Raw genomic sequence first — 15,873 nt, forward strand, 5'->3', positions numbered from 1 at the left:
CTCCGGGAGGGTGGGCTCGGGGTCAACGGTGGACTCGGGTGCGGCGTCAGAGGCGAACTCGGCGTCGGCTGAGGGATCGCGGTTGAAGGCGGGCTCGAAGTCAGCGGAAGGCGCGGGGTCGGCGACGAACGTCGGCCAGCGTTCATTCTTGGGTTCAGTGTCAAGCTCCCGCTCGGCGTCAAGGACTCGCTCAGCGTCACGGTCCTGCTCGGCCGCAAGCGTCGACTCCGACGTAAGCACCGGCTTGGTCCTAAGCTCAGACTTGGCCTCAAACTCTCGCTCAGCCGCCGACTCCGGCCCGGTTCCAAGCTCGGGCTCGACCCCAAGGTCCGGCTCTGCCCCAAGCTCCGACTCGGCCGGGAAATCAGGCCCGGCTACCAGGCCCCGCTCAAACTCCGGCTCGGCCGCAGACTCTGGCTGGGCGACAAGCTCCGGCGCAAACTCCGGTCGGGCTTCGAGCGCAGGCTCAGCATCGAATGGTGGCCGGGACTCGGCTGATGGATCGGGCTCACCCTGGAGATCCGGGTCGGCCTCAGCTTTGGACCAGACTTCGAATACGGGCCCTACCTCGAACCCGGGCCTGACATCGAAGCTTGGTCTCGTTGGGAAGCTGGGCCTGGGTTCGAGCCTGGGCCCCGCACCGACACTGGGCTGGCCATCGAAAGAAGGCCCGGCACCAACGCTCGGACCGTCATCGGACATGGGCCCGGCAGCAACGCTCGGCCCGCCATCGAAAATAGGCCCGGCAGCAGCCTCAACCTCAGCCGCAGCAACGAGATCCGGCGCCGCCGCAACGAGATCCGGCGCCGCCGTAAGCTCGGGCGCCGCTTCGAACCCGTGCTCGCCCTCCATTGCGGGCTCCGCTGCATGCGCGCGTTCAGCCTCCAAGCCGGGCGCGGCTACGTGTCCAAGTTCAGCTTCAGGCCCACGGCCGCCGTCCTCAGACCCTGGCGTCGCCTGACCGCTCTCGAATCCCAAGTCGGCCGCAAGCCCGTAGCCAGCCTCGGAACGGGAGCCGCCTGCAGCCCGAAGTCCCGAAGGTGGCTCGGACGCGAACTGCGCCCAGAACCCGCCAGCAGCCGCTCTACCCCGCGAAAAGTCCGGCCTGGACTCGTCCCGCGCAGCAGGCTCCGACTCAGAAGCTTCAGCCGAAGAGGCAAAGGCTTCGCTCGAAGAGACAATGGTTTTGCTCGAAGAATCGGCGGCCTCAATCGAAGAAGCAACAGCCTCGGCCGAAGACGCAGCAGCCTCGGCAGGAAAAGCGAAGGCCTCAGCGCCAGCCGCATCCTCGGCAGGAGAATCAAGCGCCCGCCCCGACGCCAAAGGCTCTGGAGCCAACACTCCCGGCGTCTCCGGAGGCGTCAGCAGATCCCGGCGAGCGGCCACCAGATCAGGCCGTACATCCACCGTGTGAGCCGACTGCAGCCCAGCCACCAAAGCGGAAGTGATCTCCTCGGCGTACGTGCCGTCCGGGTCGTAATCCGGGTCGAAGACCGTGATCTCCACGCCCAGGCAGTGGGGTGATTCGACCAGCCCAGCCAGCAGGATCTCGAGTTCGGGGAAGGCGATTCCGCCGGGCTCGGGCGCATCTACCGCGGGCATCACCGCGGGGTCCAGGACGTCCACGTCCAGGTGCACCCAGTAGCCGGCGCAGTCGACGAGTTGCTCCTGGGCCCACTGGGCGCTTCGGGCTGCTCCCTCGGTGCGCAAGGTGGGTACCGGGCGGGTGACGATGCCGGCTGCCTGCAGATCGAGCCGGTATTCGTCTTGGGCTCGGATTCCCATGACTACCACGTCGATGTCGCGGTAGTAGGGGCGGCGGCCTTCCATGGCGGCCAGGTCCACCTGGCCTCGGCCGGTTACCAGGGCCAGGTCTTCGCCGGCTGCGGCTCCTACGTAGGAGGCGTTGCCGGGGTGCCTGAAGTCCGAATGACCGTCTACGAAGACCAGGCCGATGTGGCCGCCTACCGACTCCCCCAGCCGGTGCATGGCCAGGGCCGAGCCCAGCACGATGGAGCAGTCCCCACCCAGCACAACCGGGAATTCGCCCTGGTCGAGAATGGCTCCGATGCGATCGGCCAAGCGACGCGAGTAGGTGTTGATCTCGCGGGCGTGGGCTACCCCATCGCCCGGCCGCCAGTCCCCGGGGTCGTAGCGGGGTGGGGTCAGGCAGCCGGCGTCCCGGGCGTTGAGCTTGCGGAGCAGCCCTTGGTCCCTCAGGGCTCCAGGCGCCTTGGCGCAGCCCGGCACCGAGGTCGCGGTCGGCGGGCGCAGACCGAGATTGGACGGTGCGTCGAGCACGGCTATGCGGCGCATGGAGCCCCCCGGAGTCAGGCGGGTCTAGAAGAGCGCGCGGGCGAGCGCGCGGCGGGCGGTGGCCACCGCGGGGTCGTCCGGACCCGCTACGGTGAACAGCGAGAGCAAGTGCTTGCGTACGGCGTCACGGTCGTCGCCGGTGGTGCGCTTGATCAGGGATATCAGACGGTCGTACGCCTCGGGGGCCTGTCCGCTGAGGACTTCGATGTCGGCGGCTAGCCGGTTGTTCTCCACATCATCGGGGTTGGCTGCCGCGGCGGCCATCACCGTGCTGGCGTCCGCGCCGGTCACCCGGCGGTAGAGCTCGACCTGCGCCAGACCCGACTCGGCCGCGTGGTCCTGCGGCGACTCGGCCAGAATCTTTTTGTACGCCGCCTCGGCCTCGTCCAGGTCACCGGTCATCAGCGCGTCGTCCGCAGCGTCCATGCGCGGGTCCTCGGGGGCTGCTACCTCGACGCCGCCGGCCTTGAGCACCGCGTCGACGTAGCGGCGGATCTCGACCTCGGGCAGCACGCCGGTGAAGCCCTCGACGAGCTGGCCGCCGACCACCGCGATCACCATGGGGATGCCCTGCACGCGCAGCGCCTGGGCGAGCCGCGGGTTGGCGTCCACGTCGACCTTGCCGAGCACCCAGCTGCCGCCACCCTCGGCGGCGAGCTTCTCCAGCACCGGGGAGAGCTGCTTGCAGGGCTCGCACCACTCGGCCCAGAAGTCCAGGATGACCGGCGTGGTCATCGACAGCTGCAGCACCGTGGTCTGGAAGTTGGCTTCGGTCACGTCGATGATCGCGGCGCCCGCATCGGCACTGGGGGCGGCACCGGCCGGCGGGGCGGCCGGGGTCGCGGGGCCACCACCGGCAGCCGGGCCGGCTGCGGCGGGGCCGGACGGCTGGCTCGCCGGGCGCAAGGCACCGAGGTCGACCGCGCCGCGGGTGAAGATCGACGGAGTGGTCCGTGGGTCGCTCATGGTTACCTAGTCTCGCACGCGGAAGCCGCCCACCGCCGTGCCGCCGGGCTGGCGATATGAAGCGTCACAGCGGGCGTCAGAAGCGGGCGGGTTCGCGGTAGATGCCCCATTCATCCTTCAGCGCCCCACAGATCTCGCCGAGCGTGGCTTCGGCCCGGGCGGCGTCGAGCATGGCGGGGATCATGTTCTCGCCGGTACGGGCGACGTCGATCAGGTGCTGGAGCGCCTGCTTTGTTCGTACCGGATCACGATGGGTCTTGCGATCGCCCAGGTCGTGCCGCTGCTGGAGCTCGACCTCGTGCGAGACCCGGAGGATTTCCAGGTCCTTGGCGACCGTGCCGGTGTGCACGTTGACCCCGACGATCCGCTTCTCCCCTTTCTCCAGCGACTGCTGATAGGTGAACGCGGCCTCGGCGATGTTGGCGGTGAACCAGCCGTCCTCGATGCCGCGCAGGATGCCTGCGGTGATCGTGCCGTCGTGACCAAGATCGCGGATCCGCGCGAAGATCTCCTCCGCCTCGGCCTCGATCCGGTCGGTCAGCGCCTCCAGATACCAGGAGCCGCCCAGCGGATCCGCGACGTTGGTCACGCCGGTCTCCTCCATCAGCACCTGCTGGGTGCGCAGCGCGATCTCGGCCGACTCATCGGTGGGCAGGGCCAAGGTCTCGTCGAGGGCGTTGGTGTGCAGCGAATTGGTCCCGCCGAGGACAGCGGCAAGGGCTTCCACAGCGGTACGCACAACGTTGTTGACCGGTTGCTGCGCGGTCAGCGACACCCCGGCGGTCTGGGTGTGGAACTTGAGCCAGAGCGCCTTCTCGCTGGTCGCACCGTAGTCGTCGCGCAGGTGCCGGGCCCAGATCCGCCGGGCGGCCCGGAACTTGGCGATCTCCTCGAAGAAGTCGACGTGCGCGTCGAAGAAGAAGCTGAGCCCGGGGGCGAACGTGTTGACGTCCAACCCACGCGAGAGCCCCAGCTCGACATAGCCGAACCCGTCGGCGAGGGTGTACGCAAGCTCCTGCGCAGCGGTCGAACCGGCCTCGCGGATGTGGTAGCCGGACACCGACAGCGGCTTGTAACGCGGGATCTCGGTGGCGCACCACTGCATCAGGTCGCCGATCAGGCGCAGGTGCGGCTCGGGTTCGAACAGCCACTCCTTCTGCGCGATGTACTCCTTGAAGATGTCGGTCTGCAGCGTGCCGTCGAGCTTGCTGAGGTCGGCTCCCTGGCGCTCGGCCGCGACCAGGTACATGCAGAAGACCGGCACCGCCGGGCCGGAGATCGTCATGCTGGTGGTGACGTCCTGCAACGGGATGCCGTCGAAGAGCACGTCCATGTCAGCAGCGCTGTCGATCGCCACGCCGCAGTGCCCGACCTCGCCCAGCGACTGCGGCTCGTCGGAGTCGCGGCCCATCAGCGTGGGCATGTCGAAGGCGACGCTCAACCCGCCACCGCCGGCGGCCAGGATCATCTTGTAGCGCTCGTTTGTCTGCCGGGCGTTGCCGAACCCCGCGAACTGACGGATGGTCCAGGTCCGGCCGCGATAGCCCGTGGGATACAGACCCCGGGTGTACGGGAACTCGCCCGGCCAGCCGATCCGCTCGAAATCGGTGACCGGGTCGCCGGGGGCCGGGCCGTACACCGGGTCGACCGGCACCCCGGACAGCGTGGTGAAGTCGGCGTCCCTCTTGCGGGCATCGTCGTAGCGCTTCTGCCAACGCTCTCGCCCGGCGGCAATGTCAGCGGCGTCCATGCCGCCCATCGTAGGTCATAACTGAACGATCATTAAGGAGTCGCGGACGCCATTCGCGGGCGCGGGCGGTGCGGGCCGATGGGCACCAGGTCAGCCGTCACCGGCGGGGAGAACAGGTAGCCCTGGCCGCGCGCGCAGCCCATGGCCAGCAACTGACCGAGCTGGCGCGGCTCCTCGACGCCCTCGGCCACACAGGTCAGCCCGAGCGCGTGCACCAGGTCGAGGACCGCCTTGAACAGCACCTTTGCCTTGTTGTCCCAGGCCAGCTCGCGCACGAACGAACGGTCGATCTTCACCACGTCGACCGGGAGCTTGCGCAGGTAGGTCAGCGACGAGTAGCCCACGCCGAAGTCGTCCAGCGAGATCCGTACGCCCAGCGCCTTGACCTCGCGCAGGGTGGTGGCCGCGGCGTCGAGGTCGGCGATCAGCGAGGACTCGGTGACCTCCACGGTCAGCGCCTCGCCGGGCAGGTCGTGCTCGCGCAGAGCCGCCCGCACGTCCTCGACCACCCGGCCGGAGACCAGATAGGCAACCGAAAGGTTCACAGCGATCGTGTACGCCGGGTCGGTGCGCCGCCACTCGGCCAGCTGAGCGGCCGCCGCGGTGAGCACCCAGCGGTCGATCTCCACGAGCAGACCGGCATCCTCGGCGGTGGGCAGGAAGTCATCGGGCGGGATCGGCCCGCGCACCGGGTGCTCCCAGCGCACCAGCGCCTCGGCGGCGTGCGAGGCGCCGCTGGCCAGGTCGACCACCGGCTGGTACGCCACGAACAGCTGGCCCTCGGCGAGCGCGACGGCGAGTTCGGCCTGCAACCGGCGGCGCTGTTCGGCCAGGACGGCGAGCTCGCGGTCGTACACCCTGTAGGTGCCCTTGCCGTTGTTCTTCGCCTCGTACATGGCCATGTCGGCCTCGTGCAGCAGGTGATCGCGATCCTCGGCGCCGGCCACCGTGGCGATGCCGACGCTGGCACCCACCACCGCGGGCAGCCCCGGCTCGGCCAGCCGGTCCAGGATCGCGCGGGCCATCGCCCGGGCGTCGCCGACGTCGCCGTGGCGGATCAGCACCGCGAACTCGTCGCCGCCCAGGCGGGCCGGCAGCCCGTCCTCGCCGACCGCCTCGCGCAGCCGCTGCGCGACGGTGACCAGCAGCTCGTCGCCGGCCGAGTGACCGAGGGTGTCGTTCACCGCCTTGAAGCCGTCCAGGTCGACCAGCAGCAGCGCGGACACCGGCTCGCGAGCCAGCTCGGTGGTCAGCTTGTGCCGGTTGGCCAGCCCGGTCAACGCGTCATGGGCGGCCTCGTGGGCGAAGCGCTCGCGCTCCGCGGCCAGGCTGCGGCTCAGCGCGGCATTCAGGCGCAGCTCCACGAACTGGCGGCCGAACACCGCCACCACCAGCATCACGACGGCAAGCACGGTCTCGATGTCGAACGAGCGGCCCTGCAACACGAACGTCATCCCGATGCCGATGAAGATCACCACCGGCACGTACGGCACCACGTTGCCGAACTGGCTCGCCGGCGCCCAGGTGCGCTCCGCACCCTGCGGCAGCGGGGCGAGCGGGGCCAGCGCAAGCAGCCCGGCCGAAGCGATGTAGCCGCCGTGCACGGCCGGGATGAGCCAGCCGATGCCGAACACGTTGCCGATCACCTCGACCAGCAGCGTCACGGTCAGCAGGACCACGCCGCCGGTGACCACCCGCATCGCGGTGCGCCGGTGCAGCGACTGCCCGCTGAGCAGCACCATGGCGATGGCCAGCACACCCGCGGCCAGCACCGGGTAGCTCAGGTCGATGACCGCCGAGGACGGGCTCTCGATCTGGCTCAGCGGATCGAACAGCAGCACCCACACCGCGCCCATCAGCGCGCAGGCGGCGACCAGCCCGTCGAACACCATCCGGAGTTTGCCGGCGGCACCGCGCGGGGCGGTGGGGATGGAGAGCATGCCGGCGACCGCGAAGCCGAACGCGGCCACGTTGATCACGGTGGCCAGCGTGCTCCGGGGCGGGGCGTATCCGGTGCCGGCCGCCGTGATGCCGACCGAGATCTCGGCGAACGCCCAGCAGGCCAGGCCGAGCCCGGTGATGGTCCAGACCCGGCGCGCATGGCCGTGGCTGCGGACCGCGTACGTCAGGTGCACCAGGGCCCCGGCGGTCGTCGCGACCATCATGCACAGGCTGTAGAGGACCACCGAGGACGCCGGGAGCGCGTAAAGCCCCATCTGGATCAGGCCGAACGCCACCCACGCTGCATGGCGGAGTCGGCGGCGCATTGGTTTCTCCCGGGGTACGTCGTCCTGCTGGCACCGGACATGTCGGCTGAGGAGCGCCCGACCTTCGGATTACCGCCTTGCGTCACCCGGGCAGACCAGCGCGGTTGCCGGACTTGACGGCGTACATGGCCATGTCGGCCTCGTGCAGCAGGGTGTCCGGGTCGTGCTCGCCGGGCCGCCCGGTGGCCATGCCGACGCTCGCGCTCAACGCCACCTCATGACCGCCGATGAGCACCCTCGCGTGCAGTTCCTGGGTGAGCGTGGCGGCCAGCACGACCCGTCGCTCGGCCGGCAGGTCCTCCACGAGCACAGCGAACTCGTCCCCGCCGAGCCGGGCGACCAGGTCCTCGGGGCGCACGCAGGCCTGCAGCCGCCGGGCGACCTCGACGAGCAGCTGGTCCCCGGCGGCGTGGCCGTAGGAGTCGTTCACGGGCTTGAAGTCGTCAAGGTCGATCAGGTAGACGGTGATGTCGCGGGTCGCCGTGCTCTCCTGCAACCGGCGCAGGAACAGCCCCCGGTTCGCCAGCTTGGTCAGCGCATCGTGGTAGGCGAGCTCGGTCAGCTGCTGCGTGAGCGCGTCCCGTTCGCGCAGCAGCTCGGCGATGTGCCGGAACGCGGCGACCTGGCGCAGCACCACCAGCGCCGTGGTCAGCACCGCGCCGCCCATCAGCAACCACGAACGCCAGGTCAGGCCCTGCGCCGCGAGCACCGCGAGGGTCACCGCCCAGATTCCGGCCATGGCTACGTACGGCAGAGAACTGAACGGCCGGTCCGCATCCCGCCGCTCCTGGCTGACGTGCCCGGCGTGGATCTGCTTCTCCTGCACCCGCGAGGCGATCGCGGCCAGGGCGCTGCCGGAGACGTTGGCGGCCAGCAGCCAGGGCATCAGCGAGCGGTCGGTGTAGAAGGTCACCGGCGCGGCCTGCGCCACCGCCTCCACCAGCGCGGCCACCCCGAAGATGGTCGAGGCGGCCCGGGAGACCGGCGACCGGCCACCCAGCATGATCTTGACGATGGCGAAGATCGCCACCAGGAACAGGCCCGGCTGGATCAGCAGGGTGATCGCAGCGCGCAGTACCCAGCCCAGGTCGTGCCGCCCGGCAGGCACCTCGAAGATCCACAAACCGACCGTGGTGGCGGCCACCATGACCACCGCCAGATCGATGCGCAACCGCACCTTCTCGGCGGCCTGCAACCGGCCCAGTGGGTAGCGCAGCAGACCGAAAACCATCACGACCAGCCCGAGCACCACGCTGATCGACTGCGGGACCGAACCGATCACCCCGCGCGCCGCCACCGGATCCCAGACGAACGTGGCGAACTGCACCACGATGCCCGCGCTGAACACCAGGGCGCCGCCGCAGATGTGCCACCACAGCCGGCGACCGGCTCGCCCCCGCGCCGAGGTGGCCGGCAAGGCCCGGGCCACCAGCCCCGAGGCCACCATGAGCACGGCCTGCGCGGCCAGCAGGAGCAGCCAGAACACGGCCACTTGGGCTTTCAGGGAGACGTGCGTCGGGGCGAAGCCGAACGAGACAACCATCAGGAGCACGAGGGCCAGCAGCACTGGGTCACGTGTGAGCCGCCGGTCCATGCACGTTCCATCGGCGCGCGACCACAGCTCTTGAGAGGTGCAGGTTCAGCTCAAGCTGTGATCCAGAATCCATCCCTGCGGGTTGCCCTTGCGGTAGAGCATGCGCATGACCAGCGGCATCATCGCGTCCCGCAGGCGCGCGCCGAGCGGTCCGGCGGCCTTGGTGCTGCCGCTGCGCTTGCCATAGGCAACAACCTTTTCAACACGGGGACGACGGATTTTCTCGTACGACCACAGCGCACCGGCAACGTCCGATTCTGATCCCAGGCACCGGCCCAGCACCACCGCATCCTCGATCGCCATGGACGCGCCCTGCCCCGAGGAGGGCGAGACGGCATGGGCGGCATCTCCCACCAGCACGATGTGGTCGCTGCGCCAGACCGGCAGCCGGGGCACGTCCCATGTGTTCCAAGGTCCAAGCGCCGCACCCGACGCCGCGATGATCTCCCGCGCCGGGAAGGGGTCGCCGGCGAACAACTCGAGCAGGTGCGCGTGCCAGCCGGCCGGCGTGAACTCCCCGGGCTCGGCCGGCGTACGGCGGAACGGGTTGGCGAACCACCACACCGAGCCATCCGGCGCGCCCGCCCAGCCGAAGAACGCGCGCCGCCCGAACGCCATCCGCATCACTCCGGGCGGGGGCACCGACGCGACCGGCCGAGCGGTGAAGCCACCGGCGTTGAGCAGCCCTAGATAGCGCGGCGCTGGGGCCTCCGGGTCCAGGGCTTTGCGGGTACGCGAGTGCAGCCCGTCAGCGCCGACGAACAGGTCGGCTGTGGCCGTACTGCCGTCCTCGAACTGCGCTTCGGCGGCGGTGAGGGTGTGCAGGCGTTTGCCGTACGAGATGGGAATGTTTTCGGCTCGTGCCTTGTCACGCAGGGCCCGGTAGAGATCGGCGCGCCGGATGGTCGTCGTGGAGAGCCCGTCGCTGGTCGGTCCCCCGAGCGGCACGTCGGCCAGTAGCTGACCGGCCGCGCCCAGCAACTCGTTACGCGTCGTCGGGAAGCCGGCGGTAAGCAGCTCGGCAGGGTCGAGGTCCAGCTCACGCAGGGCGCGCAGGCCGTTGACGGCCACGGTGACGAAGGCTCCGCGCTCGTCGTCGTCACGGTCATGGGCTTCGAAGATCCGAGCGGTGAACCCGGCTCGGTGCAAGGCGAGGGCGGTGACGGTGCCCGCTATGCCGCCACCGATCACCGCGATGTCTTTAGTCATTAAATGACTATGCAACGTATGACTAAGGCGCGGCAAGCCCCCGTAGGGTGTGGACCATGAGTTCCGCTTCGGCCCGTCGCTCCCCGCTGGCGATGGTGCTGCTGGCTCTCCTGGTGGAAGCGCCGATGCACCCGTACCGGATGCAGCAGATGATCCGGGAGCGCGGGCAGGATCAATTGGTCAATGTGGCCCAGCGCAACAGCGTCTATCAGGCACTGGATCGCCTGGTCAGGGACGGGCTGGCACGGCCCGGCGGCACCGCGCGTGCGGCCGGGCGCCCCGAGCGGACCCGCTACGAGATCACCGACGAGGGCCGGCAGACCTGGCACCGGTGGCTGACCGATGCACTGCCGGCCCCGGCGCGGGAGTTCCCGGAGTTTCCGGCGGCGCTGGCGTTCATTGCCGCGCTCGCCCCGCAGGAGGTGCGCGGGCTGCTGGAGCAGCGGGCCACGGCGCAGCGGGAACGGCTCGCCGCCATCGAGGCTCAGGCGCCGCCCGGGCTGCCACGCATCTTCCTGGTCGAGGACGAATACCGGGCGGCGATGCTGCGCGCCGAGATCACCTGGCTGGGCAGCGTTGTCGCGGACCTGGCCGCCGGGCGGCTGACCTGGGACCTGGCGCTGATCTCAGAGACGCTCGCCGAGTTCGGCCAGTAGCGCGTCGGCGGCCGCGTACGGGTCGATCGCACCCTCGGCGACCTGAGCGGCGAGCTTGGTCAAGGTCGTACCGTTGCGCAGGTCGCCCATCCGGGCCCGCAGCACCCCCAGCGCGATCGCCTCGACCTCGCCCGCGGCCCGGCGCTCGTGGGCGGCCCGCAACCCGCCGGACTTCTCCAGCCAGTCGCGGTGCTTGGCGATCGCGGCGACCACGTCGTCGATGCCCTCGCTCTTGACCGCCGTGGCCCGGACCACCTGAGGGCGCCACTGCCCGGCGGCGCGTTCGCCGAGGCCGAGCATGCCCTGAATGTCGCGGTAGGTGGCGTCGGCCCCGGGCCGGTCGGCCTTGTTGACCACGAACACGTCGGCGATCTCCAGGATGCCGGCCTTCACCGCCTGAATGGCGTCGCCCATGCCCGGGGCCAGCAGCACCAGCGTGGTGTCGGCCAGCGAGGCGATCTCCACCTCGGCCTGCCCGACCCCGACCGTCTCGACCAGCACCACGTCGCAGCCGGCGCCCTCCAGCACCCGGACCGCCTGCGGGGTCGCCGCGGCCAGCCCGCCGAGCTGCCCCCGGCTGGACATCGAGCGGATGTAGACGCCCGGGTCGGTGGTGTGCTCCTGCATCCGCACCCGGTCGCCGAGGATCGCCCCGCCGGTGAACGGGCTGGACGGGTCGACGGCGAGCACGCCCACCCGGTGCCCGGCCCGGCGCAGCGCCCGGACCAGCTCGTTTGTGGTTGTCGACTTGCCCACCCCGGGTGAGCCGGTCAGCCCCACGACCTGGGCCCGGCCCGAGAAGGGGGCCAGCGCCGCGGCCACCTCGCGCAGGCGCGGGTCACCATCCTCGACCATGCTGATCAAGCGCGCGACTGACCGCGGGTCACCGTCGCGCGCACGGGCCACCAGGCTCGGGACGTCTCTTCTCATACCTTGATGATTAAAGCGTCACCCTGGCCGCCGCCACCGCACAGGGCCGCCGCACCCGTGCCACCGCCGCGGCGCTGCAGCTCCAGCGCCAGGGTCAGCACGACCCGGGCCCCGGACATGCCGATCGGGTGGCCCAGCGCGATGGCACCGCCGTTGACGTTGACGATCTCCTCGTTGACCTTGAGCTCGCGCATCGAGTGGATGACAACCTGCGCGAACGCCTCGTTCATCTCGATCAGGTCGAGGTCGTCGACGCCGAGCCCGGCCTTGCCCAGCGCATGCCGGATCGCATTGGCCGGCTGCGCCTGCAGCGAGCTGTCCGGCCCGGCGACGTTGCCGTGCGCGATGATCTCGGCGATCCAGCTCAACCCGAGCTGTTCGGCCTTGGCCCGGCTCATCACCACTACTGCTGCGGCACCGTCGGAGATCGGCGACGCGCTGCCAGCGGTGATCGTGCCGTCCTTGGCGAACGCCGGGCGCAGCTTGCCCAGCGACTCGGCGGTGGCGTCGGGACGCACGCCCTCGTCGGTGTCGATCAGCTCGTCGGTGTCGCGGGCCCCGGCACGTACCGGCACGATCTCCTCGGCGAAGCGGCCCTCGCGCTGGGCGGCGGCGGCCCGCTGGTGGCTCAGCGCCGCGAACGCGTCCTGCTCGGCCCGCGAGATGCCGAGGTCCTTGCCGCTGCGCTCGGTCGACTCGCCCATCGAGATGCCGTCCCACGGATCCATCAGGCCGTCGAAGGCGGTGTGGTCGCGCACCAGGATGTCGCCGAACTTCTTGCCCTGGCGCTGGCCCAGCAGCAGGTGCGGGGCATTGGTCATGGACTCCATGCCACCGGCCACCACGATGTCGAACTCGCCGGCGCGGATCAGCTGGTCGGCCAGCGCAATGGCGTCGAGCCCGGACAGGCACACCTTGTTCACCGTCACGGCCGGCACGGTCATCGGGATGCCGGCGGCCACGGCGGCCTGCCGGGCGGTGATCTGACCGGCGCCGGCCTGCAGCACCTGGCCCATGATCACGTACTCCACCTGCTCCGGGCCGGCCCCGGCGCGCTCCAGCGCGGCCGCGATGGCCGAACCACCCAGGGAGGTGGCGGTCAGGTTCTTGAGGTTGCCCAGGAGGCGGCCCATGGGGGTACGGGCGCCGCTGACGATCACCGAGCTGGTCACGACAAGCTCCGCTTCACTTAACGACAGTTAGGGCAAGACTAACCGGATGACCGTTACGTCACCCAGCGCGCACGGCCGCCACAATGTCACACTCTCCGACATGGATTCCTTGCCTGCCGTGGGCCTGCTGCGCGTCGATCACGTCGGCATTGCCGTCGCCGACCTGGACGAGGCGCTCGCCTTCTACGCCGAGAAGTTCGGGATGCACCTGGTGCACGAGGAGACGAACGAGGAGCAAGGCGTACGAGAGGCCATGATCGCCCCAGACCCCGACGGCACCGGGGCGCGCATCCAGTTGCTGGCGCCGATCCGGGCCGGCTCGGCGATCGCGAAGTTCCTCGATCGCAACGGGCCCGGGCTGCAGCAACTGGCGTACACGGTGCAGGATGTCGACGCGGCAAGCGAGGCGCTGCGGGCCCGCGGGCTGCGGCTGCTCTACGACACTCCCCGGCGCGGCACGGCCGGCTCGCGGATCAACTTCGTGCACCCCAAGGATGCCGGCGGCGTGCTTGTCGAATTGGTGGAGCCTGCCTGATTGATCCATCTTGCGGGTGAAACATCCTGACGGCGCCGCTGCGGGCTGGCAGGATCGGGCGCATCGCGCCGCGCCGCGGGGCATACGTGTGAGACGATCTTCCGCGCCGGGACTGCACAGCAGGTAGCAGTGCCGCGACAGCGTAGCCGCGCCTTCTGCCAGGCCTCGGCCGAACGGCGGGAAGCGGTGCCCGGCGGCCGGGGTAAGGTGATCTCACGGTCGAACACCTGGCCCGTACGCTCTTGCGGAGCCCCCTGGGGGGTCTGCCACTATGTCGCAATGCCCCAGCAGCAGGATGCCAATCTCGCCTTCTTCGAGTCAGCGAATTCGCAGCACGACTTCACCGTTGTCCTCCGTGGATACGACCGCGGGCAGGTCGACGCGCACCTCGGCCGGCTGGTAGCCGCGCTGAACCAGTCCGAGCAGGCCCGCCAAGAGGCCGAGCAGCGGATGAACGACGCGCAGCGCCGCCTGCGGCAGGCCGAGCAGCGTCTCAATGCTCTTGAGCAGAAGCTGGCCGACAGCAACAAGCTGCTCGAGGAGAACAACCGGCCGACGCTGTCCGGGCTGGGCACCCGGGTCGAGCAGATCCTGCGGCTGGCCGAGGAACAGGCGAACGACCATCGCAGCGAGGCCAAGCGGGAGTCCGAGGGCATCCTCTCCGCAGCGCGGCTCGAAGCTCGCGAGATCACGGACAAGGCTCGCGCCGAGGCCGCCGCCATGAAGGCGACCGCCGAGCGCGAGGCTGGGCAGGTCCGCACGCACGCCGAACGCGAGGCCGCCGAGGCCCGGGTTCAGGCCCGGCGCGAGGCGGACACGCTACGCTCGGACGCCGACCGCGAGACCAAGCAACTGCGCACGGTCACCGCGCACGAGGTCGCCGAGCTCAAGTCGACTGTGGAGCGCGAGGTGGCCTCGCTGCGGGCCACCGCCGAGCGGGAGATCACCCAGCTACGCGCCAAGACGGCCCGCGAGGCCGAGGAGAAGCGCGCTGAGGCGACCAAGCTGCTGACCGACTCGCGGGACAAGCGCGACAAGGACCTGCAGGCGCTGGCCCTGGAGATCGCCGAGCGCCGCGAAAAGGCCGAGCGCGAGGAAGCCGAGCGCCACACCGCCCAGGTCACCGCGACCCAGAAGATGGTCGCCGAGGCCGAGGAACGCGCCCGCGCCGCCGAGGACCGGGCCAAGGAGATCGAGCAGCGCGCGGAGAACCGCCGCCTGGAGTCCGAGCGGCACTCCGTGGAGACGGTGGAGAAGGCCCGGACGCTTGCCGAGAAGACGGTCAGCGAGGCTCGTACCGAATCGCAGCGCCTGCTCAGCGAGGCCCGCACCGAGGCCGAGCTGACCACCCAGGCCGCCAAGCGCGAGGTCGAGGACCTGACCCGGCAAAAGGACCAGGTCACCAACCAGCTGGGCCAGATGCTCTCGGGTCTGTCCGGTCTGGTCCCGACCGTCGGCGCGGCAGCCGCTGCGGCCCAGCCCGCTGCCGCCCAGCCGGCCGCGGCTCAGTCGCCCGCCGCCCAGTCCGCCGCCGCTCAACCCGCTCCCAGTGAGCCTGCCGCCGAGGGTGCGGCCAAGCCGGCCGAGGCACCGGCGCAGCGCTCGGCCGAGGAGAACAAGCCGGCCGAGGCCGCGGCCCGCTCGAACAGCTGAGTCGTTCACCACTTGGTCTTCAGTTGCGCCACCTCTGCCGGTGGGTAACGGTTAGAGAGACCGACGGCCGCGAGAATGACGTGAAAACGGGCCGTATCGGAGAACCTCCGGTACGGCCCGTTGCTTTCCGTGCGTAGCCTGAGCACTTGACCAGTCCCACAGGCCGGTGTGTAACCGCACGCCCCGGGACGTCGCGTATGTGAGGATGGACAGCATGTCGCACGGCGGGGAAATCTTCGGTCTCGGTGGAGAGACACCACCGGAGCCCAGCTTCGAGACCGCCCTGCGGGGTTATGAGAAAAAACAGGTCGAGCGGTACGTCGCCCGCGCCGAAACCGAGATCGCCACGCTGATCGGCGAACGGGACAACGCCCAGCTGCAGAACCAGGCCATGATGGGCCAGATCGACCGGCTCCAGCAGGAGCTGGCCGCGGCCCGGCGCAACCCCGGCATGGGCGCCGAGGTTTCCTTCCGGCATCTCGGACCCAAGGTTGAGGAGATCCTCGCCAAGGCCGAGGAAGTGGCAGCCGACATCAAGTCCTCGGCCACCGACGACATCGCCGCCCGCCTGGCCGAGGCCGAGCGCATCCGCGCCGAAGCCGAAGCCCACGCCCACGACGGCGTCCGCGACTTCGAAATCGCCTTGGCCGCCCGTCGCGCCGAGGAGGAGAAGGCCGACGCCGCCCGCCGCGCCGCCGCGGAGAAGTCGCTGGCCCCCCCCCGCCAGTCGGCCGAGCAGATGCGCGCCGAGGCCGAGGGTCTGCTGAGCCGCACCCGCACCGAGGTGCAGCAGCTCACCGAGCGCACCGCCGAGGAGGCCCGGCG

At 70.2% G+C, this 15,873-nt stretch carries 10 protein-coding genes and 2 pseudogenes; 4 read left to right on the forward strand and 8 right to left on the reverse strand.

From position 1 onward, the window contains the following. Nucleotides 1-1,376: 1,376 nt before the first annotated feature. The 6 genes and pseudogenes from TFC3_RS26960 to TFC3_RS26985 form a co-directional block, all read right to left on the reverse strand. A pseudogene (locus TFC3_RS26960) lies at nt 1,377-2,316 on the reverse strand (arginase family protein); the annotation flags it as partial. A 24-nt stretch (nt 2,317-2,340) separates the two neighbouring features. After that, entirely contained in the window at nt 2,341-3,282 is a 942-nt protein-coding gene (locus tag TFC3_RS26965; RefSeq protein WP_067507726.1) for a tetratricopeptide repeat protein, read from the reverse strand. A 76-nt stretch (nt 3,283-3,358) separates the two neighbouring features. Continuing rightward, nucleotides 3,359-5,032, reverse strand: coding sequence for a methylmalonyl-CoA mutase (locus TFC3_RS26970; protein ID WP_067509704.1), 1,674 nt, complete (start codon nt 5,030-5,032; stop codon nt 3,359-3,361). A gap of 32 nt (nt 5,033-5,064) precedes the next feature. Next, nucleotides 5,065-7,299, reverse strand: a complete 2,235-nt coding sequence (locus TFC3_RS26975) for a bifunctional diguanylate cyclase/phosphodiesterase (protein ID WP_153040500.1) — start codon at nt 7,297-7,299, stop codon at nt 5,065-5,067. Between the two features lie 82 nt (nt 7,300-7,381). Then, nucleotides 7,382-8,893, reverse strand: a complete 1,512-nt coding sequence (locus tag TFC3_RS26980; protein WP_067507731.1) for a GGDEF domain-containing protein — start codon at nt 8,891-8,893, stop codon at nt 7,382-7,384. Between the two features lie 45 nt (nt 8,894-8,938). Then, entirely contained in the window at nt 8,939-10,102 is a 1,164-nt protein-coding gene (locus tag TFC3_RS26985) for an NAD(P)/FAD-dependent oxidoreductase (RefSeq protein WP_067507734.1), read from the reverse strand. Nucleotides 10,103-10,158: 56 nt separating this feature from the next. On the opposite strand from TFC3_RS26985, the gene TFC3_RS26990 reads away from it, so the two are divergent. Further along, the gene (locus TFC3_RS26990) at nt 10,159-10,758 is read left to right on the forward strand and encodes a PadR family transcriptional regulator (RefSeq protein ID WP_153040501.1); all 600 of its coding nucleotides are present in this window, start codon (nt 10,159-10,161) and stop codon (nt 10,756-10,758) included. Here the strand turns inward: TFC3_RS26990 and meaB are convergent. Both meaB and TFC3_RS27000 read right to left on the reverse strand, forming a co-directional pair. Continuing rightward, on the reverse strand, nt 10,729-11,688 hold the full coding sequence (gene meaB / locus TFC3_RS26995) for a methylmalonyl Co-A mutase-associated GTPase MeaB (protein WP_067507739.1): 960 nt from the start codon (nt 11,686-11,688) through the stop codon (nt 10,729-10,731). The two genes, TFC3_RS26990 and meaB, sit on opposite strands and share 30 nt — an antisense overlap. After that, nucleotides 11,685-12,860: an acetyl-CoA C-acetyltransferase gene (locus TFC3_RS27000; protein WP_082772538.1), complete on the reverse strand. Its 1,176-nt coding sequence runs from the start codon at nt 12,858-12,860 to the stop codon at nt 11,685-11,687. Before TFC3_RS27000 ends, meaB begins: the two co-directional genes overlap by 4 nt. Nucleotides 12,861-12,960: 100 nt before the next feature. On the opposite strand from TFC3_RS27000, the gene mce reads away from it, so the two are divergent. From mce to TFC3_RS27015, 3 genes and pseudogenes are all read left to right on the forward strand, one after another. Then, the gene (mce, locus tag TFC3_RS27005; protein WP_067507742.1) at nt 12,961-13,395 is read left to right on the forward strand and encodes a methylmalonyl-CoA epimerase; all 435 of its coding nucleotides are present in this window, start codon (nt 12,961-12,963) and stop codon (nt 13,393-13,395) included. A 279-nt stretch (nt 13,396-13,674) separates the two neighbouring features. Then, the gene (locus TFC3_RS27010; RefSeq protein ID WP_067507745.1) at nt 13,675-15,048 is read left to right on the forward strand and encodes a DivIVA domain-containing protein; all 1,374 of its coding nucleotides are present in this window, start codon (nt 13,675-13,677) and stop codon (nt 15,046-15,048) included. 214 nt (nt 15,049-15,262) lie between these two features. Beyond that, a pseudogene (locus tag TFC3_RS27015) lies at nt 15,263-15,873 on the forward strand (Laminin subunit beta-1); the annotation flags it as partial.

Origin of the sequence: Actinoplanes sp. TFC3, assembly GCF_001553785.1 — a bacterium.
Classification (GTDB): Bacteria; Actinomycetota; Actinomycetes; order Mycobacteriales; family Micromonosporaceae; genus Actinoplanes.